We start from the raw sequence: 20429 nt of genomic DNA on the forward strand, positions 1-20429 counted from the left end.
ATCGCAAAAGGGATAGGCACGGCAATCCCGATGGAAACGCGCAACAGCAAAACACGGGCGCGCAGGCACCCACGATCGGCGTCAACGCCCGCCCACCGCGGGTTGCCAAACAGTTGGGAGTTGCCGCTGCATCACTAGCAGCGCACAACATCCCTAAGAATCAGGCCGGTCTCCGGGCTTGCGAGGGTCATGAAGCCATCGCCTTCCCATGCAGAAACTGCACAGTGGCATCGTGATGACTTCGCTCGCTTACCGTTGCGGGGGCAGCGTCGGACTGGCCCAAAGGGCGCACCGACTTCCCGTTTAACCTCACGCACGGCGGCGTGAGACACCTGAAACGGCGCGGATATGACCATTCAGGCCAATCCACGTCAAGTTTTTAGCTGTTGCCGAATGGCTCTACAGCGGTCTTCTCAGCCCTGATCGATACGCAGCTCGGGCACTGCGCGGCCGGCCACCAGGCGCTCATCGACCAGGCGGATCAGCTCGGCTTCATCGCGCACGCGGAACCACTCACCGGCCGGATAAAGGCTGGCCGTCGGGCCCAGATCACAGGGGAACTGGCACTGCGTACGGGTGATATGCACCCCGCCTTCGCACTCCAGTTTGCCGGCGGCCTTGAGGCGCTGACGCAGGGTTTTCCACAGGTCCAGCGCACCGCGCCGGGTGCAGCGCTGGCCGTTGCACAGCAGCAGGCGCTGCGCGTGCGGCGGAATCTGCGACCAGGCGTGATGCCCCGGCACTGCGGCCACACCGACACAGGGCAGGTGCAGCTCGGGACGCTCGATCAGCGCGCAGGCGACCTCCACCGGCAAGCCCTCGGCCTGGCCAATCGCACTGGCGACAAACAGCTGATCGGGATTGGCCTGCTGGCCTAGCTCACTGCGCAGCCAATCGAGATGCGGACTGCTGCTCTGCGGCTCCAGATCAATTACCAGCAACGGCCGCTCACCCTCGGCCACGCGCTGCCAGAGCGCCGCATAGCCTGCGCTGGTGTCGACGATATCGGCCAGCGCTGTTTCCCCGCGCAGCTCAACCAGACGACGGCGCAGCAGCTCAGCAAACGAGCCCTCGGCCAGATCAGGGCCGACAAACAGAATGCGGGCGTAAGGGGAAACGGGCGTGGTCATGGCGGCCTCCAAAGCGGGGCGGCAGTCTAACAGGGGATTTTTTGCCTTGGGGGGCAACCGCTCGGCGGCCAACTTGCCCTATAACTGCAGCGCCTCGGTCAGCGCTTCGAGGCTAACAAACTCGCGGTCCACACTCGGCAAGAGCGGCCGGCGCAGCAGCAATACCGGCAAACCCAACTCCCGCGCCACCTGCAATTTCGGCTCGGTGGACTGGCTCCCGCTGTTCTTGCTGATCAGCACATCGGTGCCCAGACGAACGAATAACGCGCGCTCCTCGTCCAGCGCGAACGGCCCACGCGCGCCGATAATCTCCGCACGCGGCACGGCCTGCTGCGCCGTCAGGCAGCGCACGGTCCAGTGCTGGTGCAGGGGTATCTCGTGCAGGTGTTCCAGCGGCTCACGACCCAGGGTAAACAGCGGGCGCTGGAAGTCGTTTAGCGCGGCAATCAGACCGGCCCAATCGTCCACTTCGCGCCAGTCATCGCCCTCGCCGGCCTGCCAACCGGGACGCCGCAGCGCCCAGCAGGCAACCCCGCTCAGTTCGGCGGCGCGGGCGGCATTGGCGCTGATCTGTGCGGCATAGGGGTGGGTCAGATCCAACAGCAGTTCGATGCACTGCTCGCGGATAAACTCCGCCAATCCTTCGGCCCCGCCAAAGCCGCCAACGCGCACCTGGCAGGGCAAGTCATCAGGCACCCGGCCCAGCCCGACCAGGCTATAGATCGCTTCAGTACTCAGGCGACGCGCCAGACGCAGCGCCTCGGTGGTGCCGCCCAACAGCAGAATGCGCGGGCTCACGGCTTGCGCACCACCAGCAGGGTGATCGGCAAGGCGCTACGCCAGGTATCGAAACCGCCCAAGGGCTGCGCCTGGGCCACGCTGATGCGGGTCAGCTCGCCGCCCACCTGCTCGCGCCAAGCCACCAGCGCCGCCTCGCTTTGCAGGGTCACGGCATTGGCCACCAGACGCCCGCCCGGTTTCAGGCTGGCCCAGCACTGTTCCAGCACACCAAGAACAGTCACCCCACCGCCGATAAAAATCGCATCCGGCGCCGCCAATCCGGCCAGTGCCTCGGGCGCGCGGCCGGCGACCAGTTGCAGGCCGGGCACGCCAAGGGCATCGCGGTTGTGCTGGATATGCGCCTGACGACCGGCATCGGCCTCAATCGCCAGCGCCCGGCAGCTGGGATGCGCGCGCATCCATTCGATGCCGATGGAACCGCAGCCGGCACCAACATCCCAGAGCAGCTCACCGGGCTGCGGCGCCAGACGCGCCAGGGTGATAGCGCGCACATCGCGCTTGGTCAGCTGGCCGTCGTGCTGATAGGCGTCATCCGGCAAACCTGGCGTCAGCGGCAGCAGTCGTGCATCGGCGCTAGCCACGCACTCGACCGCCAGCAGATTGAGATCGGCAGCGCGCGGCAACACCCAGTCACTGGCCAAACCGTCGATGCGCCGCTCCTGATCGCCGCCCAGGTGCTCCAGCACGGTCAAACGGCTGGGACCAAAACCGCGTTCACGCAGCAAATCGGCCACTGCCGCCGGGCTGTCGCCGTCATTGCTCAACAGCAGCAGCCGCGCGCCGGGGAAAATCTGCGCCTGCAGCGCCGCCAACGGCCGCGCCACAAGCGACAGCACCGTCACGTCCTGCAGTGGCCAACCCAGGCGAGCAGCAGCCAGTGAGACGGATGAGGGCGAAGAGAACACCTGCAATTCCTCAGCCGGCAGCTGACGCGCCAGGCTCGCGCCCACGCCATAGAACAGCGGGTCGCCGCTGGCCAGCACGCACACCGGCATCCCGCGCCGCGCCATTACCGGCTCCAGGCTAAAGGGGCTCAGCCAGCGTTCGTGCTGCCCTGGCAGATTGCTGGGCAACAGCGCCAGCTGCCGTGGGCTGCCAACAATCCACTGCGCCTCGCCCAGCGCCCGACGCGCCGCCTCACCCAGGCCGGCGTAACCGTCTTCACCAATGCCCACCAGGGTTAACCAGGCTGTCATACCCACTCCTCTGTCCCCGCCCGACAAGCTAGGGTGTCAGCGCATCAAACAATGCGGGCATAATACAGGCTTCGTCGGTGCCCACCGCCATGGTGCGAGGGGCCTAAGAGGGAATCCGGAGCGATCTGCTGATCGTGACCGAGCTGCCCCCGCAACTGTAAACAGCGAGTCTGCCGCCACTGCGCCACTGGGAAACTGGGAAGGCCGCGCCAGATGATGACCTGTCAGCCAGGAGACCTGCCGACGACGCTAGTCGCGAGTGCCAACATCGGGCGGGGTGTACCGATGCCATGAAATCCCCTGTGGGCGGATTTCGCTGGTTCGGTCGCCGCGTCTTTGTTGCTGGTGAAACCGTTGCGCGACCTTGTCACCACTGTCGAGATTCTTGACCCACGCCCCGAAAAACCGGGATCGGCGTGCCCTGGCCTGCTGCGTATCGTTCCGGCGCTGGATGGCGGTATCTGCCGGGTCAAGCTGGCCGGCGGCGTACTCAGCAGTCAGCAGGCTCGCGCCATCGCCGAGGCGGCCGAGCGCTGCGCCAGCGGCGTGCTGGAGCTGACCAACCGCAGCAATCTGCAGATTCGTGGCGTGTTGCCAGGCCAGCAGGCCGAACTGATCGAGCGCCTGCTCGCCGCCGACCTCGGCCCGAGCAACCCGACCGCCGACGATGTGCGCAACCTGCTGCTCAGCCCCTCCGCCGGCCTTGATCCGCACGCCCTGTTCGACACCCGCCCGCTGGCCAGCGCATTGCTCGACCTGCTGCAAACCACCCCGGCGCTGCACGGATTATCGGCCAAGTTCGCCCTACAGCTGGACGGCGACGAAGCCCTGGCGATGCTCGAACACCCCCACGATATCTGGCTTAGCGCCCTGCCCGGCTCGCCGGCTCGCTTGGCCTTTGGCCTGGCTGGCTGCCCCGGTGATCAGACGCTGGGCATGGTAGACGCCGAGCAAGTCGTGCCTCTGGTGGAGCAGCTGCTCAGGTTGTTCCTCGATCTGGCTGGCAACGAACACAGCCGGATGCGCCAGCTGCTAAGCGTGATTCCCGCCAGCCAGCTGCTGCAACAGCTGCAAACGCGCCTGCCCTTTACCGTGCAGGCGGCTCCTACAGATTGGCAACGCTCGCCGGTCAGCGAGCGAGCGCCGATAGGCATTTATCCACAGCAGCAAAACGCCCTTTGCATGGTTGCCGCCGCTTCACGTCTGGGCCGAATCGACGCTGCGCAACTCAACGCCCTGGCCGATCTGGCAGAGCACTACGGCGATGCCAGCCTGCGCCTGACGCCCTGGCAGGGTCTGCTGCTGCCGAATATCCCAGAGCACTCGGCAGACAACCTGCTGCACGCACTGGGCGAACTGGGCCTGCTGATCGATGCGCAGGAACCACTTAGCAATCTGATCGCCTGCACCGGGTCAACCGCCTGCGCCAAGGGCCTGGCCGACAGCAAAGCCGACGCCTTGCTGCTCGCCAAGCGCCTGCGCGCCAGCACAGCGCGGCCGCAGGTGCATCTCAGCGCCTGCCCACGCTCCTGCGCCGCCGCGCACACCGCGCCCTTTACCCTGCTGGCCAGCAGCGCCGGGCATTACCAGCTTTATCAACGCACGCCCGAGGCGGCCGGTTTCGGTCAGCTGCTGGCCAGCGCCATGACTATCGACGAGGCCGGCGACTGGTTCGCCGCCCACTGCGCAACAGGAAACAGTGATGCTTGAGTACATCCGCGATGGCCAGGAAATCTACCGCCGGTCCTTCGCCACCATCCGCGCCGAGGCTGACCTAAGCGCCATTCCGGCTGATCTGGAAAAGCTTGCCGTGCGGGTTATCCACGCCTGCGGCATGGTCGATGTGGTGCAGGACCTGCGCTTCTCCCCCGGCGCCGGTGCCGCCGGCCGCGCTGCGCTGGCCAAAGGTGCGGCGATTCTCTGCGATGCGCGGATGGTCGCCGAAGGCATCACCCGCCCGCGCCTGGCCGCCAACAACCCGGTGATCTGCACGCTGCATAACGACGGCGTGATTGAGCAGGCCCGCGCACTGGGCAATACCCGTTCAGCAGTCGCATTGGAACATTGGCGCGAGCACCTGGAAGGCAGCGTGGTGGTGATCGGCAACGCCCCCACCGCGCTGTTTTACCTGCTGGAAATGCTCGACGCCGGCGCACCGAAACCGGCGCTGATTATCGGCATGCCGGTGGGCTTTATCGGCGCGGCGGAATCCAAGGACGCCCTCGCCGCCGACAGCCGTGGCGTGCCCTATGTGATCGTGCGCGGCCGCCGTGGCGGTAGCGCTATGGCGGTGGCAGCGGTCAACGCCCTGGCCACGGAGGTGGAGTGATGAGCGTGCAAAAAGGCCGTCTGCTTGGCATCGGCGTCGGCCCCGGCGACCCGGAGCTGATCACCCTCAAGGCCCTGCGCCTGCTGCAATCGGCAGCGGTGGTCGGCTACTTTGTGGCCAAGGCTAAAGCCAACAAGGGCCAGGGCGGCAACGCCTTCGGCATTATCGAACAGCACCTGACCGACGCCCAGCAGCGCCTGCCGCTGGTGTACCCGGTGACCACGGAAAAACTCGCCGCGCCGCTCAGTTATGAAGATGTGATCAGCGATTTCTACGACACCTGCGCGGTGCAGATCGCTGTACGGCTCGACGCCGGCCAGGACGTGGCGGTGATCTGCGAAGGCGACCCGTTTTTCTACGGTTCCTATATGTACCTGCACGACCGCCTGGCCGCGCAGTACCAGGTGGAAGTAGTGCCCGGCGTGTGCTCCATGCTCGGCTGCGCCTCGGTGCTCGGCACCCCGCTGGTGTACCGCAACCAGAGCCTGAGCGTGCTCTCCGGCGTGCTGCCCGAAGCCGAACTCAAGCAGCGCCTGCACAGCGCCGAAGCCGCCGTGATCATGAAGCTCGGGCGCAACTTCGAGAAAGTCCGCCGCGTGCTGCAGGAGCTGGGCATCGACCAACGCGCCCATTACGTCGAACGCGCCACCATGGGCAACCAGCGCATCGTGCCGCTGGACGAAGTGGAGCCGATGTCCTCGCCGTACTTCTCGATGATCGTCATTCCCGGCGAGAAATGGCGCGGCTGATCAGCCAACCGCGCCCCGCCCACTATGGAACACCTTATGACCGCCGCTCCCGCCATCATCATCCTCGGCCCCTCCGCCCTGCCCTGCGCCCGGCGCATCCAGGCGTTGTATCCGCAGGCCGACATCCACGGTCTGGGCAGCCGAGTGACGGACGTTGAGCGCACCTATGAGGACTTCGGCGATAACCTGCGCGCGCTCTACCGCACCGGCACGCCGCTGATCGTGCTGTGCGCCGCCGGGATCGTGATTCGCAGCCTGGCCGCCGTGCTCGGCGAGAAAGACAGCGAACCGCCCGTGCTGGCCGTGGCCGAAGATGGCAGCGCGGTAGTGCCGCTGCTCGGCGGCCTGGGCGGGGTTAACCGGATGGCGCGGGAGATTGCTGCGCACCTGCAGGTCAGCGCGGCGATCACCACCAGCGGCGAACTGCGTTTTGGCACCTGCCTGCTGGAGCCGCCGGCCGGCTATGTGCTGGCCGATCTGGAACAGGGCAAAGGTTTTGTCAGCGACCTACTCGGCGGCCAGGCCGTGCGGATTGAGGGCGACGCGCCATGGCTGGCCCAGGCCAAGCTGCCTGTGGATAACCAGGCCAACCGGGTTATCCACATTAGCCCGCACAGCCGCGCGGCGAATGCCGATGAACTGCTGATCCACCCGCAGCAAGTAGCCGTGTGGGTCGAACAGGCCAACGCCGATTTGCTTAGCGAGCTGCAGCAGGCGCTGCAAACCAGCAACCTGGCCCCACACAGCCTGGCCTGCCTGCTGGCCGCACCGGAACTGATGGCCAAAGCCGAGCTGCACGCCGCCGCCGCGCAGCTCAACTTGCCGCTGCGCTTTGTCGACGACGCCACTCAGCTGCCGCCGCTGCACAGCCAGCACGCCAACCTGCGCCTGCTGCTGGCCGCATCACCCATCGACGCCAACCAACTCGGCCGCCCGCGAGGCCGCCTGACGGTGATCGGCCTCGGCCCCGGTGCCGCCGAATTTATGGTGCCCGCCGCGCGCCAGGCGCTAGATGAGGCGCAAGACCTGCTCGGCTACGAAACCTATATCAAGATGGCCGGCCCACTGCGCCCGGAGCAGGTGCGTCACTGCACCGATAACCGCGAGGAAATGCAGCGAGCCCGCCATGCCTTCGAGTTGGCCGCCAGCGGTCGGCGCGTGGTGGTGGTGTCGTCCGGCGACCCCGGCGTCTTCGCCATGGCCGCCGCCGTGTTGGAAGCCCTGCATGAATCGACCGACGCCGAATGGCAGCGCGTCGACTTACAAGTATTCCCCGGCGTTTCCGCCGCCCTGGCCACCGCTGCCAAGGCGGGCGCGCCGCTGGGACACGACTTCTGCCTGATCTCCCTGTCGGACAACCTCAAGCCCTGGGCGATTATCGAAAAACGCCTGACCCACGCCGCCGCCGCCGACCTGGTGATGGCCTTCTACAATCCCATCTCCAAAGCCCGTCCCTGGCAGCTTGGCAGTGCGCTGGACATCGTCCGCCAGCAACGCACCCCAGAAACCCTGGTGGTGCTCGGCCGCGATATCGGCCGCCCCGGCGAAACCCTGCGCAGCCTGACGCTCGGCGAACTTACGCCAGAGATGGTCGATATGCGCACCCTGGTGATTATCGGCTCCAGCCAAACCTGCCGCTTCCCGCGCGCCGAGGGTGGCGAGTGGGTGTATACGCCGCGGAGTTATCCACAGGAGTGAAACTCCGGGTGCGCCCATGGCGTGAAAAGCGCTTAAACGGGCACCCTTAACTGACATCGCAAACAATGATGGCTATCTGACATAATCGCGCCACCAAGGACTGTGGCCTTGGTGTTCGAAAGAAATTCACTCTGAACCTGAAAAGGATTTCCCATGCAAAACCGCTTCAAGCTGTTTATCGCCGCACTCGGCATTGCCGTTCTTTCCGGTTGCGCTTCCGTGCCGATGGACACCCCTTCGGCAGACGCCGCACTGAAGTCCTTCCCCGCACCGCCTGCAGATCAAGCCGGGCTGTATATCTATCGCGACAGCTTTGCCGGCCAAGGGCTGAAGAAGACCGTTAAGGTCGATGGAGAAGTAATCGGCGAAACAGCCAACCGCACTTACTTCTACCGTCTTGTCAGCCCCGGTAACCGCGTTATCGCTACCGAGTCCGAGTTCAGCGACAACACCATCAACCTGATGGCCGTCGCCGGGCAGAACCACTATGTGCGTCAGTCCATCAAGATGGGCGTATTCGTGGGTGGCGCCAAGCTGGAAGTGATCCCGGAAGCAACAGCCCAAGCGCACCTGCAGAAGTGTGAGCTAGCGAAGTAATCGCTGCTGCCCAGTGCCTGGAGACCCGTATGGTGAGTGCAACTCATCAACCATACAGGTCACTCGCCTGGGCATTTAACAGTGGGCAAGCCTTGGCGTGCCCAGCGTTAAATGCCCCAAACATCCTTAGCGCTCATCCCTGCGCAGTAGATAGCTATCCATAATCCACCCATGCTGCTCGCGCAGTTCGGCGCGGCGGGTGCGGATGGTGTCGACGACTTCACTTAGCGGCCCAGCGATCAGCACTTCATCCGGGGTGCCGATATAGGCGCCCCAGTAGATATGCATGGGCTGGTCGACAAAGCGTTGGTAGGTGTCCTGGGCGTCGAGCATTACCAGCACGCTGTCCAGCCCCTCTGGAAAACCGGCTTCGGCCAGGCGGCGCGCCGGGGTGATCTGGAAGGCCTGGCCGATGCTGTTAAAGCAGACCTTATGCTTGGCCGCCAGGGCTTGCAGGCTGGTGATGCCGGGGATCACTTCGTACTCAATCTGCTCGCTGCTGTTGGCCACGATCTGTTCGACGATGCGCAGGGTGCTGTCGTACAGCGCCGGGTCCCCCCAGACCAGAAAGGCGCCGGTTTCGCCATCGCTCATCTGCTCGCGGATCATGCCTTCGAACACCTGCTGTTTGTCCTGATTCAGATCGACCACGCTGCCGCGATAGTCCGGCACATCACGCACCCGCTCCGGGCAGTCGGCGCTGGCAAAGCGGTAGTCGCGACCCTGGATAAAGCGCTCGCAGATGGTCTTGCGCAGGCCGATCAGGCTGTCCTTGGCGCTGCCCTTGTCCATCAGAAAGAACACATCCGTGCGGTTGAGCGCGTTGATCGCCTGCACGGTCAGGTAGTCCGGGTCGCCGGCACCGATGCCGATAATCAACAGGGTTTTCATAAAGCTGTCTCCAGGCTGCCGGCCAGTGTCGGCAGCGAATCGATATGTCGGTAGTCGGCGCCTAACTCGGTGGCCAATTGGCGCGCGCGGCCGAGACGGATCGGCGCGCTTTCGATATCCACCAGCAGCGCCGGGCAGGCGCTCGGGGTTAAGGCTGGCCAGTCGCGCAGGCGGCCATCGGTGATGATCAGCAAACGCTGACGCTCGGCCGGATGCAGGCGCTGACGCCGCGCCTGCCAGTCGGCAGCCTGCTGCAAAGCAGCAAACAGCGGCGTGCCGCCGCCCGCGCCCAGCTCGGCGAGCCACTGCTGCAAGGCCTGGGAGGCTTTTTGCCCCTGCCAGAGCCATTGCGCCTTGCTGCCGGTGGCGTGCAGCAAGGCCAGGCGCGCGCGCTTCCGACGTGCCTGCTCGAACACTTCACTGAGCAAACCCTTGGCCTTGCTCAGCGCGCCATGGCGACGGGTCGAGGCCGAAGCATCGACTATCACCAACCAAAGTTCGCCGGGCCTGGCGCTGCGCGGGCGCAGGACGAGATCATGCCGAGTACGCGGGCGGCCCTTAAGCAGGCTCGCCGGCCAGTCGATACGCCCCGCGGCACCACTGCGACTGGCACCGTTACGACCACCGCCCAGTCTGCCGGGAGCGGCCCGGGCATCCGCGCCTGGGGCTGTGCGCGGGCGGATGCCTAGGGCTTTTTTGCCCAGCTCGGCGGTTCACGCCGAACGCCAAGGCTTTGCGCCTGGGCGGGTAATTCGCCCCATTGGCCTTCGCCTTGCGGCGCTTGTGGTTGCTCACTGGCGGCGCTGTTGTCAGGTTGCGTTTGCGGCTGCGGGGGTTGTGCGGCAGATGGCGGATTATGCCGGCGACGATGACGCAGAACGAAGTCTGCCACCGCGTCGATATCCCCCGCTTCAATCCGCTCGACGCCGCGCCAGGCAGCATGGGCACGGGCGGCGCGCAGCCAGACTAGGTCGGCGCGCAAGCCATCCACCGCTGCAGCGAAACAGCGCTGGCTAATCTGCTCCAGTGCGGCGTCATCCAGCGGAATCGCCGCCAGTCGCACACGGGCACTCTGGCAACGCTCGCGCAGTTCATCCTGCTGCGCTTGCCAGCGCTCAAGAAACGCCTGCGGGTCGGCATCGAAGGCCAACCGGCGACGGACAATCTCGGCGCGCTGGGCCGGTTGCGGCTGGGCGTCCAGGGCCAGGTTAAGGCCGAAGCGATCGAGCAGCTGCGGGCGCAACTCGCCTTCTTCCGCGTTCATGGTGCCAATCAGCACAAAGCGCGCGGCATGCCGGTGGGAGATGCCATCGCGCTCGATATGATTGACCCCGCTGGCGGCGGCATCCAGCAGCAGGTCGACCAGATGATCGGGCAGCAGATTGACCTCATCGACGTACAGCACGCCGCCATTGGCCTTGGCCAACAGACCCGGATTGAACTGCGCACGCCCCTCACCCAGGGCGGCGTCCAGATCGAGGGTGCCGACGATTCGCTCCTCGCTCGCGCCCAGCGGCAGGGTGACAAAGGTGCCGCTGGCGAGCAGATCAGCCAGGCCACGGGCCAGGGTCGATTTGGCCATGCCGCGTGGGCCTTCGATCAGCACGCCGCCGATGGCCGGATCAATGGCCGCCAGGCACAGCGCCAGTTTCAGGTCATCGGCGGCGACCACGGCGGCGAGGGGGAAGTGGCTATCGGTCATGGCAGGCTCTCTAGGATTCTTCGCTATCAATCAGCAGGTTTTCCAGCGCTTCGCGGTACTCGCCAGGATTCTGCCAGAGACCGCGTTGCTGGGCTTCGAGCAGGCGTTCGAGGATGTCCTGCAGGGCACCTGGGTTGTGCTGCTGGATAAAGTCGCGGGTGCTTTTGTCGAGCAGATAGGCATCGGTGAGCAGCGCGTACTGGTGGTCGTCGACCAGCTCGCTGGTGGCGTCGAAGGCGAACAGATAGTCGATGGTCGCCGCCAGTTCGAACGCTCCCTTGTAGCCGTGGCGCTTCATGCCGTCGATCCACTTGGGGTTGGCCGCGCGGGCGCGTACCACGCGGTTGAGTTCTTCCTTCAGGGTGCGGATGCGCGGGGTATCCGGCTGGCTGTTGTCGCCGTGATAGCTGGCCACCTTGGCCCCGCGCAGGGTCTCCACCGCCGCGAGCATGCCGCCCTGGAACTGGTAGTAGTCATTGGAATCGAGGATGTCGTGTTCGCGGTTGTCCTGGTTATGCAGCACCGCCTGCATCTGCTCCAGGCGCTCGGCGAACTGCGCGCGCGCCGGGGTGCCTTCGCTGTGGCTGCCGTAGGCGTAGCCACCCCAATTCAGGTAGACCTCGGCAAGGTCTTCACGGGTTTGCCACAGGCGCTCTTCGATGGCGTTCTGTACGCCCGCGCCATAGGCCCCCGGCTTGGAGCCGAACACCCGCCAGCCAGCTTGTTTACGCGCCTCGGCTTCGTCAAGACCACTGTCCTGCAAGGTCAGGGACTCGCGCCAAACCCGCGCCGACAGCGGATTCATGTCTTCCGGTTCATCCAGATCAACCACCGCCTGTACGGCGTCATCGAACAGACGGATCAGGTTGCTAAAGGCATCGCGAAAAAAGCCAGACACGCGCAGGGTCACGTCCACCCGTGGGCGGCCGAGTTGCGCCAGCGGCAGCACCTCGAAACGCTCGACGCGCTGGCTGCCGGCCTGCCACACCGGGCGCACGCCCATCAGCGCGAGGGCCTGGGCCATATCATCGCCGCCGGTGCGCATAGTCGCGGTGCCCCACATCGACAGGCCGAGCTGACGCAGGTGGTCGCCGTGGTCCTGCAGATGCCGTTCCAGCAGGCGGTCCGCCGCCTGCACGCCGATGCGCCAGGCGGTCGGCGTGGGCAGGTTGCGCACATCGACGCTGTAGAAATTGCGCCCGGTGGGCAGCACATCGAGGCGGCCGCGACTGGGCGCGCCACTCGGCCCGGCCGGGACAAAACGCCCGCTCAACGCCGCCAGCAAGCCGTGCATCTCGGCCGGGCCGCAGGCATCCAGTAACGGCGCGATTTGCTCACGCAAACGCTGCAGCACCTGAGTGCTTTCCGCACCAACGGATTCGAAATCCGTTGTATCGATCAGCTGCAAAGCCAGCAACTCAAGGCGCTCGCGGGTATCGCCGGCACTTCGCCAGCTGTCATCGCTCAGGCGCTGCAACAGCGCCGGACGCGGGCCCTGCCAAGACGTGGCCATATCGCAATCGAGCGGATCGAAGCCCAGTTCCAGATCGCGGGCCAAGGCGCGCAGCAGGCTGGCATTGCCGCCCTGGCCATCACCGCGGGGAATGCGCAGCAGCGCCAGCAAGGTGTCGCGACGCAGGGTGCCCGCCGGTGATTCGCCGAACACATGCAGGCCATCGCGAATCTGCGACTCCTTCAAATCACACAGGTAGGCGTCGAGCTGCGGCAGCCAGCTATTGGGGTCTGCATTCAGTTGCAGGCCCAGCTCGCGGTCGAGGCTGGCCTCGCGCACTTTGAGCAGAATCTCGCCGCGCAGCTCGGCGGCGCGGCGCAGGTCGAGCTGGCTGGCTTCGTAATATTCGTCGGCCAGGCGCTCCAAATCGCGCAGCGGGCCATAGCTTTCGGCGCGGGTCAGCGGCGGCATCAGGTGGTCGATGATCACCGCCTGGGTGCGCCGTTTGGCCTGGGCGCCCTCGCCCGGATCGTTGACGATAAACGGATAGATATTCGGCAGCGGGCCGAGAATCGCGCTCGGCCAGCATTGTTCGGACAGGCCGACGCTCTTGCCCGGCAGCCACTCCAGATTGCCGTGCTTGCCGACATGGATCACCGCATCACACGCAAAGACGCGGCGCAGCCAGCAGTAGAACGCCAGGTAGCCGTGGGGCGGAACCAGATCCGGGTCGTGATATACCGCCGCCGCATCCAACTGATAACCGCGCGCCGGCTGGATGCCGACAAAGGTCAGGCCGAAGCGCAGGCCGGCGATCATCAGCCGCCCACCACGGAACATAGGATCGCTCTGCGGCTCACCCCAGCGCTCGCGCACCGCCTGCTGGTTGGCTGCGGGCAGGCTGTGGAAAAACGCCAAATACTCATCCAGCGCCAGGCTCTGGGCGCAGGGCCGCGCGTCGAGCATGTCAAGATCATTGGTCACACCGCCAAGCAGCTGGTGGATCAGCGCGGTGCCGCTGTCGGGCAAGCCTTCCACCGGATAACCCTGCTCTTGCAGCGCCTTGAGGATATTCAGCGCCGCCGCCGGGGTGTCCAGGCCGACGCCATTGCCGATACGGCCGTCGCGGGTCGGGTAGTTGGCCAGCACCAGGGCGATGCGCTTGTCGGCGTTGTGTTTGTGCGCCAGGGCGACCCAGTTGCGCGCCAGTTCGGCGACGAAATCCATCCCCGGCAGATGGGGCTGGTAACAGACCACGTCGCTCTGGCTGCGCTCGCTGCGCCAGGCCAGCCCCTTAAAACTGATCGGCTGAGTGATCAGCCGGCCGTCCAGTTCGGGCAGCACGATATGCATGGCCAGGTCGCGCGAGCCCAGACCCTGAGCATTGGCCTGCCACTGTGCATGGTTATCCAACGAACAAATGGCTTGCAGCACCGGGATATCGCGGCGAAAAGGCCGTGCGCTCGGCGCTTCCGGGTTGGACAGGGCGAAGGCCGTGGTGTTGATAATCAAGCGGGCATCGGCTTCGTCCAGCCAGTCCTCGACTTGGGCAAGGCAGGCGGCCTCCTTAAGGCTGGCCACGGCAATCGGCAGCGGATTAAGGCCCTGGGCCTGCAAACGCTGGCAGAACACATCGATAAACCCGGTATTCGCCGCCTGCACCTGGGTGCGGTAGAACAGCAGCGCCGCCACCGGCGCATCAACCTGCCAGTTAGCTTGCCAATCGGCCAGGCTCGGATTGGCCAAGTGCGGGTGATACAGGCCCACGCGCGGCAGCGGCTGCGGTTCTACCCAAGAATACTCGCGCTGCAGCCACTGGCTGGCGATGCAGTTAAACAGCTGCAGCGCATTGCCTGCACCGCCCTGGCGGAGAAACTGCCAAATCCGCTCAGCCTCGGTCACTGGCACAGTGCTCAAGGCCATCAGCTCCGGATCAGGGTTGTCGCAGCCCGGCACCATGATCACCCGCGCGCCGCGCTCGGCCAGTTCGACCAACCGCTCGATGCCGTAGCGCCAATAGCTGACACCGCCGTGCACGGAAATCAGGATGACCTTGGCGTGCTGCAGCACCTGCTCGACGTAGAGATCCACCGAGGCGTGATTGCTCAGCTGCGCCGGGCTGGCCAGGCGCAGGCTGGGGTAATCCGCCGGCAACTGCCGCGCCACTTCGGCCAGCAACGACAGGTGCGAATCGCCGGTGCAGAGGATCACCAGCTCGGCCGGGGTCTGGCCAAGGTCGGCAATGCTGTCGACCGGCAGCTGGCTGCCGGGCTGGGTGCGCAGCAAATGCATGCGGGCTTAGCCTGCCAGCGCTGCTTGCAGCTCGGCTTCGATAGCGGCTTGATCCAACGTCTGGCCAATCACCACCAAGCGGGTGATGCGCGGCTCATCGGCCTGCCAGGCGCGGTCGAAGTGTTTGTCGAAACGCTGACCAACGCCTTGCAGCAACAGGCGCATCGGCTTGCCGGGAATCGCCGCAAAACCCTTGATGCGCAGAATGCCGTGTTTGCTGACCGCATCCTTCAGCGCTTGCAGCAGACGGGCTTCTTCAGCCTCGGGCAGCTCGACGTGGAACGAGGCGAATTCGTCGTGATCGTGGTCTTCATGGCCTTCCAGGTCATGGTGGGTCTTGCGGCCCTCGATATGCAGCTCGGTCTCGCAGTTCAGGCCCAGCAGCACGTCCAGCGGCAGCTCGCCGCCATGGGCTTCGATGATTTTCACCGCCGGCGGCAGCTCCTCGGCCACTTCCGCACGCACCGCAGCCAGGGCGGCGGCGTCGAGCAGGTCGGCCTTGTTGAGGATCACCAGGTCGGCGCTGGCCAGTTGGTCGGCGAACAGCTCGTGCAGCGGCGATTCGTGGTCCAGATTCGGGTCGAGCTTGCGCTGCGCATCAACCTGATCGGGGAAGGCGGCGAAGGTGCCGGCGGCTACGGCCGGGCTGTCGACCACGGTGATTACCGCGTCCACCGTGCAGGCGTTGCGGATTTCCGGCCAGTTAAAGGCCTGTACCAGTGGCTTGGGCAGGGCCAGGCCGGAGGTTTCAATCAGGATATGGTCCAGCTCGCCGCGCCGTGCCACCAGCTCGCGCATCACCGGGAAAAACTCTTCCTGCACGGTGCAGCACAGGCAGCCGTTGGCCAGCTCGAAGATGCGGCCGTTGGCTTCTTCTTCGCTGCAACCGATGGAGCACTGCTTGAGGATTTCGCCGTCGATGCCCAGCTCGCCAAACTCGTTGACGATCACCGCGATGCGCCGCCCGTCGGCGTGGCCGAGCATATGCCGCAGCAAGGTGGTTTTGCCGGCGCCGAGAAAGCCGGTAACGATGGTGACGGGAAGTTTGGCGAGGGTTTGCATAGCGAGTCCTGCGTGACGTCGAAAGAAAGACGAGCAGGAGGCGGCACAGACATGACAGCCACGGGGCGTCAGCCAACACCACCGGATCACCCCGCCCGGTTGTCGAAAGCGTGACGAGGCAGGTCTCCTGGCTCACGACCGGGCTGGCGTGAGTACGCCGGCTACTCCCTTCGCCTTCCCGCGCTGACGCAGTGGCTGTTGTGCTGCAGCGCTTGAGCGGCAGAACAACGCAAGGGACGAGTCGTTTACAGTTGCGGGGGCAGCCAAGGCATCAACCTTGTTCCCTCTTAGCTTCATGGGCATGCCCACGAAGAACCTCGAACGCGACAAGGCTACGCAGGCCATGGCGGCCGGTCAATCGCGGTTGACCGGTGCCGGCCGCCATGTTGAGCTACGCCGCCGCACACACCGAGCGCCGCAGATGATCCCCAGCCACACCCCTCGCCGCCCCGCTGCCGCCGTTCAGGTCGTCGCTGGGCTGGGCTGCCGTAGTGGTTGCGGTGTGGAGGACTTGCTCAGCCTGCTGCTGCACAGCCTGCAGACGCATGGCCTTACTGTGGATAACCTGGCCGGACTGGCCAGCATCGCGCATAAGCAAAGCGAGCAGGGCCTGCTGGCATTGGCCGAACGCCTTGGTCTGCAGCTGAACTGCTTTAGTGCGGAAGAACTGCAGCCCTATCAGCACCGCGTGCAAGGCTCGCCGCTTACCCTGGCCGCCACCGGCAGCCCGGCGGTCGCGGAACCTTGCGCCCTGGCCCTGGCCACACTTATGAGCGGCAATGCTGCCCGCCTGCTCGGCGAAAAAACCCGCAACCCCAGCGCCACCTGTGCGTTGGCGTCGATTGCACCCAAGGATGTGTCATGACCGTCTACTTTATCGGCGCCGGCCCCGGCGACCCCGAGCTGATCACCGTCAAAGGCCAGCGCCTGCTGCGCAGCTGCCCGGTGATTCTCTACGCCGGCTCGCTGGTGCCGGCAGCGGTGCTCGAAGGCCACAGTGCCGAGCAGGTGATCAACACCGCCGAACTGCATCTGGATGAAATCATCGAGCTGATCCGCCAAGCTGATGACAAAGGCCAGGATGTGGCCCGCGTGCACTCCGGCGACCCGTCGCTGTACGGCGCGATTGGCGAACAGATCCGTCACCTGCGCCGGCTGGGCATCGCCTTCGAGATCATCCCTGGGGTGACGGCCACTGCGGCGTGCGCTGCCCTGCTGGAAAGCGAACTGACTCTGCCCGAGGTGTCACAGACGCTGATCCTCACCCGCTACGCGAGCAAGTCGAATATGCCTGAGGGCGAGGCATTGGGCGACCTGGCCCGCCACGGAGCAACCATGGCCATCCACCTGGGCGTGGTGCACCTGAGCAAGATCGTCGCCGAACTGCTGCCGCATTACGGCGCGGATTGCCCGATTGCCGTGGTGCATCGCGCCAGCTGGCCGGATCAGGATTGGGTCAGCGGCACCCTGGCCACCATCGAAGAACAGGTGCGCGCCAAAGGCTTTCGCCGCACCGCGCTGATCCTCGTCGGCCGCGTGCTGCACGCCGAACAGTTCGCCGACTCGGCGCTGTACAACGCCGAGCATCGGCACCTGTTCAGGTCGGCAGAAGACTGAGCCGCAGGCAGTCGGCCAGGCTTATCGACGTAATACGCGCCGTGTGAGCAGCAGCAGATCATCCAGCGCCGGCACACTGGCCAATAACACCAGCAGCAAGGCAAGCGGCACGGTGGCGATATAACCCAGGTGGTTAAAGCCCAGTGCGCCGATCACCCCGCCGAGGAAGAAGTACAGCGCCAACAGGCTGAGCACCCGCAGACGTTGGCGGTCGGCCATCACCCGAGCGATATCAGGGCCACGCGTGCGATTCCAATAGAACAGCTTGCCTAGCTCGATACCGATGTCGGTGATGATTCCGGTGATATGGGTGGTGCGGATTTCCGCCCTGGAGAGTTTGGTAATCAGCGCGTTCTGCAGGCCCATGATGAAACACAGCAGCATCACCGTCAGCGGCACGAACAGGCCGGTAATCTGCGCCAGCGATGCGCCAAGAAAGCCAAAACACAGCAACAGCGCAGCCTCGAGCAGCAACGGCAGAGCGTATTCGCTGTGCAGCTGGCGGCGCCGCGAGTAATTGATCATCACCGTCGAGCAGGCTGCACCCAGTAGAAATGACAGCACACCGCCGAGACCACTCCACACCAGGCCATAGGCACCCAGAGCAATGTTGTCCGCCATGGCCGAGACGATGCCGGTCATATGTGAGGTGTATTGCTGCACGGCAAGAAAGCCGCCGGCATTGATCGCTCCTGCAACGAAAGCCAGGGCAAAACCCAGATCCCGATTGGCTGCGACACTGCGCGTACGACCGGTCAGGCTTCTCGCATAGCGAATAGGCATAAGTGCCTCAGGTGAACGGCAGGGCTTAGAGATGAATCTCCGCGCCCTTGATGCCGAGTAGGCGCAACTCTTCGATCAGACCATTGAGATCGGCGAAGGACTCCACCTGCTCCTGGTCATCGACCAGAAAGAAGCTGGTGCCCGCGCCTTTCTTCAAAAGCACGATCCATTCCCGGGTATTGGCCGGGTTGACGATGATATGGGTATCAAAGAGCACGCCCTGAGCCTGCTTGCTCTTTATATCTTCACGCCGCATTAGCTGGCTCCTGCTTACTCAACCGTTACGCTCTTGGCCAGGTTGCGCGGCTGGTCGACGTCGGTGCCCTTGAGCACAGCGACGTAGTAGGACAGCAGCTGCAGCGGAATGGTGTAGAGGATTGGCGCCAGGGCGTCGTGGATGTGCGGCATGTTCACCACATGGGTGCCCTCGCCATTGCTCATGCCGGCCTGCTCGTCGGCAAACACCAACAGCTCGCCGCCACGGGCGCGCACTTCCTGCAGGTTGGATTTGAGCTTTTCCAGCAGCTCGTTGTTCGGCGCCACGGTGACCACTGGCATATCACTGTCGACCAACGCCAGCGGGCCGTGCTTAAGCTCGCCAGCCGGGTAGGCCTCGGCGTGGATATAGGAAATTTCCTTGAGTTTGAGCGCGCCTTCCATCGCCACCGGGTACTGCGCGCCACGGCCGAGAAACAGGCTGTGGTGCTTCTCGGCGAACAGCTCGGAGACTTTCTCGACCACGCTGTCCATGGCCAGGGCTTCGCCCAGGCGGGTTGGCAGGCGGCGCAGTTCGTCCACCAGCTCGGCTTCCAGAGCCTTGTCCAAGGTGCCACGCACCTGGCCAAGGGAAAGAGTCAGCAGCATCAGTGCGACCAGCTGGGTGGTGAAGGCTTTGGTTGAGGCCACACCGATTTCCGGGCCGGCCTGGGTCAGCAGGGTCAGGTCAGATTCACGCACCAGCGAGCTGATACCAACGTTGCAAATCGCCAGGCTGGCCAGGTAGCCGCCCTGGCCAGGCGCATGCTCCTTGGCATTGCGCAGCGCGGCCAGGGTGTCGGCGGTTTCGCCGGACTGGGAGATGCTGACAAACAGGGTGTCCGGCTGCACCACCACCTTGCGGTAGCGGAACTCGCTGGCCACTTCGATCTGGCAAGGAATCCCTGCCAGGCCTTCCAGCCAGTAACGGGCGACCATACCGGCGTGATAACTGGTGCCGCAGGCAACGATTTGCACATTGCGCACCTTGGCGAACAGCTCAGCGGCTTGCGGACCGAAAGCCTGAACCAGCACGTGATCGGAACCCAGACGGCCTTCCAAGGTGCGCTGTACGACCTTGGGCTGCTCATGGATTTCCTTGAGCATAAAGTGGCGGTACTCGCCCTTGTCAGCGGCTTCCGCACCTTCGTGGTATTGCACGCTCTCGCGTACCACCGGCTGGCCGGATACATCCCAGATCTGCACGCTGTCGCGCTGGATTTCGGCGATATCGCCTTCTTCCAAGTACATAAAGCGGTCGGTGACCTGACGCAGAGCCAGCTGGTCGGAGGCGAGGAAGTTCTCACCCAGGCCCAGGCCGATCACCAGCGGGCTGCCGCTGCGAGCGGCGAGCAGTCGATCTGGTTGCTTGGCGCTGATCACCGCCAAGCCATAAGCCCCGTGCAGTTCCTTGACCGCTTCTTTCAGTGCGGCGGTCAGGTCCGGCTGGGTTTTCAGCTTGTGGTCGAGCAGGTGCACAATCACTTCGGTGTCGGTATCGGAGCTGAACACGTAACCCAGCCCCTTGAGCTGGGCACGCAGTTCTTCATGGTTCTCGATGATGCCGTTGTGCACCACTGCCAGATCATGGCCAGAGAAGTGTGGGTGGGCATTGCGCTCGCTTGGCGCACCGTGGGTGGCCCAGCGGGTGTGCGCGATGCCCAGGCGACCGGCCAACGGCTCGGCACTTAGTGCGCTTTCCAGCTCGCTGACCTTGCCCACGCGGCGGCGACGGTCGAGGTCGCCTTTATCCGTCAGCAGCGCCACACCGGCGCTGTCGTAGCCGCGGTATTCCAGGCGCTTGAGGCCTTCAACCAGCACAGCGGTGATATTGCGTTCGGCGACTGCGCCTACGATGCCACACATAATCTTCT

The 20429-nt window shown here is 64.8% G+C and carries 18 protein-coding genes and 3 riboswitches; of the genes, 7 read left to right on the forward strand and 11 right to left on the reverse strand.

The window, feature by feature from the left end; genetic code table 11:
- Positions 1–146: 146 nt before the first annotated feature.
- Positions 147–351: riboswitch (cobalamin riboswitch) on the reverse strand.
- Between the two features lie 62 nt (positions 352–413).
- The 3 genes from CUR33_RS12235 to cbiE form a co-directional block, all read right to left on the reverse strand.
- Positions 414–1130 (reverse strand): (2Fe-2S) ferredoxin domain-containing protein, encoded by a 717-nt coding sequence (locus CUR33_RS12235; protein WP_289239819.1) that lies wholly within the window; start codon positions 1128–1130, stop codon positions 414–416.
- Positions 1131–1208: 78 nt separating this feature from the next.
- Positions 1209–1928: a cobalt-precorrin-6A reductase gene (locus tag CUR33_RS12240; RefSeq protein ID WP_289239820.1), complete on the reverse strand. Its 720-nt coding sequence runs from the start codon at positions 1926–1928 to the stop codon at positions 1209–1211.
- Entirely contained in the window at positions 1925–3127 is a 1203-nt protein-coding gene (cbiE, locus tag CUR33_RS12245) for a precorrin-6y C5,15-methyltransferase (decarboxylating) subunit CbiE (protein ID WP_289239821.1), read from the reverse strand. The genes CUR33_RS12240 and cbiE overlap by 4 nt, the downstream gene beginning before the upstream one ends.
- 58 nt (positions 3128–3185) lie before the next feature.
- Positions 3186–3386: riboswitch (cobalamin riboswitch) on the forward strand.
- 95 nt (positions 3387–3481) lie between these two features.
- Between cbiE and cobG the strand changes: the two genes are divergently transcribed.
- From cobG to CUR33_RS12270, 5 genes are all read left to right on the forward strand, one after another.
- The gene (cobG, locus tag CUR33_RS12250) at positions 3482–4837 is read left to right on the forward strand and encodes a precorrin-3B synthase (RefSeq protein WP_289239822.1); all 1356 of its coding nucleotides are present in this window, start codon (positions 3482–3484) and stop codon (positions 4835–4837) included.
- The gene (locus tag CUR33_RS12255) at positions 4830–5456 is read left to right on the forward strand and encodes a precorrin-8X methylmutase (protein WP_289239823.1); all 627 of its coding nucleotides are present in this window, start codon (positions 4830–4832) and stop codon (positions 5454–5456) included. The genes cobG and CUR33_RS12255 overlap by 8 nt, the downstream gene beginning before the upstream one ends.
- A complete protein-coding gene (locus CUR33_RS12260) occupies positions 5453–6205 on the forward strand; it encodes a precorrin-2 C(20)-methyltransferase (protein WP_289239824.1) in 753 nt (250 codons plus the stop codon). The genes CUR33_RS12255 and CUR33_RS12260 overlap by 4 nt, the downstream gene beginning before the upstream one ends.
- A 36-nt stretch (positions 6206–6241) precedes the next feature.
- Positions 6242–7903, forward strand: a complete 1662-nt coding sequence (cobJ, locus tag CUR33_RS12265; RefSeq protein ID WP_289239825.1) for a precorrin-3B C(17)-methyltransferase — start codon at positions 6242–6244, stop codon at positions 7901–7903.
- Positions 7904–8056: 153 nt separating this feature from the next.
- Entirely contained in the window at positions 8057–8500 is a 444-nt protein-coding gene (locus CUR33_RS12270) for a DUF2846 domain-containing protein (RefSeq protein WP_289239826.1), read from the forward strand.
- 126 nt (positions 8501–8626) lie between these two features.
- On the opposite strand, the gene cobF is transcribed toward CUR33_RS12270, so the two are convergent.
- From cobF to cobW, 5 genes are read right to left on the reverse strand one after another with little or no spacing between them, the layout of a single operon-like run.
- Positions 8627–9391, reverse strand: coding sequence for a precorrin-6A synthase (deacetylating) (gene cobF, locus CUR33_RS12275; RefSeq protein WP_289239827.1), 765 nt, complete (start codon positions 9389–9391; stop codon positions 8627–8629).
- Positions 9388–10074: a vWA domain-containing protein gene (locus CUR33_RS12280; RefSeq protein ID WP_448703162.1), complete on the reverse strand. Its 687-nt coding sequence runs from the start codon at positions 10072–10074 to the stop codon at positions 9388–9390. Before CUR33_RS12280 ends, cobF begins: the two co-directional genes overlap by 4 nt.
- 2 nt (positions 10075–10076) lie before the next feature.
- The gene (locus CUR33_RS12285) at positions 10077–11093 is read right to left on the reverse strand and encodes an ATP-binding protein (RefSeq protein ID WP_289239828.1); all 1017 of its coding nucleotides are present in this window, start codon (positions 11091–11093) and stop codon (positions 10077–10079) included.
- Positions 11094–11103: 10 nt separating this feature from the next.
- A complete protein-coding gene (gene cobN, locus CUR33_RS12290) occupies positions 11104–14838 on the reverse strand; it encodes a cobaltochelatase subunit CobN (protein WP_289239829.1) in 3735 nt (1244 codons plus the stop codon).
- Between the two features lie 6 nt (positions 14839–14844).
- Positions 14845–15900: a cobalamin biosynthesis protein CobW gene (gene cobW / locus CUR33_RS12295; RefSeq protein ID WP_289239830.1), complete on the reverse strand. Its 1056-nt coding sequence runs from the start codon at positions 15898–15900 to the stop codon at positions 14845–14847.
- 99 nt (positions 15901–15999) lie between these two features.
- A riboswitch (cobalamin riboswitch) is annotated at positions 16000–16235 on the reverse strand.
- Here cobW and CUR33_RS12300 point away from each other — a divergent pair.
- Both CUR33_RS12300 and cobM read left to right on the forward strand, forming a co-directional pair.
- The gene (locus tag CUR33_RS12300) at positions 16202–16765 is read left to right on the forward strand and encodes a cobalamin biosynthesis protein (protein ID WP_241693797.1); all 564 of its coding nucleotides are present in this window, start codon (positions 16202–16204) and stop codon (positions 16763–16765) included. Its footprint overlaps the riboswitch before it by 34 nt.
- Complete coding sequence (cobM, locus tag CUR33_RS12305; RefSeq protein ID WP_289239831.1) at positions 16762–17517, forward strand: precorrin-4 C(11)-methyltransferase; 756 nt, start codon at positions 16762–16764, stop codon at positions 17515–17517. Before CUR33_RS12300 ends, cobM begins: the two co-directional genes overlap by 4 nt.
- A gap of 21 nt (positions 17518–17538) precedes the next feature.
- Here cobM and CUR33_RS12310 read toward each other — a convergent pair whose 3' ends face one another.
- From CUR33_RS12310 to glmS, 3 genes are read right to left on the reverse strand one after another with little or no spacing between them, the layout of a single operon-like run.
- Positions 17539–18300, reverse strand: a complete 762-nt coding sequence (locus tag CUR33_RS12310; protein WP_354000951.1) for a YoaK family protein — start codon at positions 18298–18300, stop codon at positions 17539–17541.
- Positions 18301–18325: 25 nt separating this feature from the next.
- Positions 18326–18556 carry a hypothetical protein gene (locus CUR33_RS12315; protein ID WP_160086312.1) on the reverse strand — a complete coding sequence of 77 codons (231 nt, stop codon included), beginning with the start codon at positions 18554–18556 and terminating at the stop codon, positions 18326–18328.
- A 14-nt stretch (positions 18557–18570) separates the two neighbouring features.
- Entirely contained in the window at positions 18571–20421 is a 1851-nt protein-coding gene (gene glmS, locus CUR33_RS12320) for a glutamine--fructose-6-phosphate transaminase (isomerizing) (protein WP_289239832.1), read from the reverse strand.
- Between the last annotated feature and the right edge of the window lie 8 nt (positions 20422–20429).

Origin of the sequence: Pseudomonas sp. FEMGT703P (assembly GCF_002786345.1) — a bacterium.
GTDB classification, from domain to species: domain Bacteria; phylum Pseudomonadota; class Gammaproteobacteria; order Pseudomonadales; family Pseudomonadaceae; genus Aquipseudomonas; species Aquipseudomonas peli.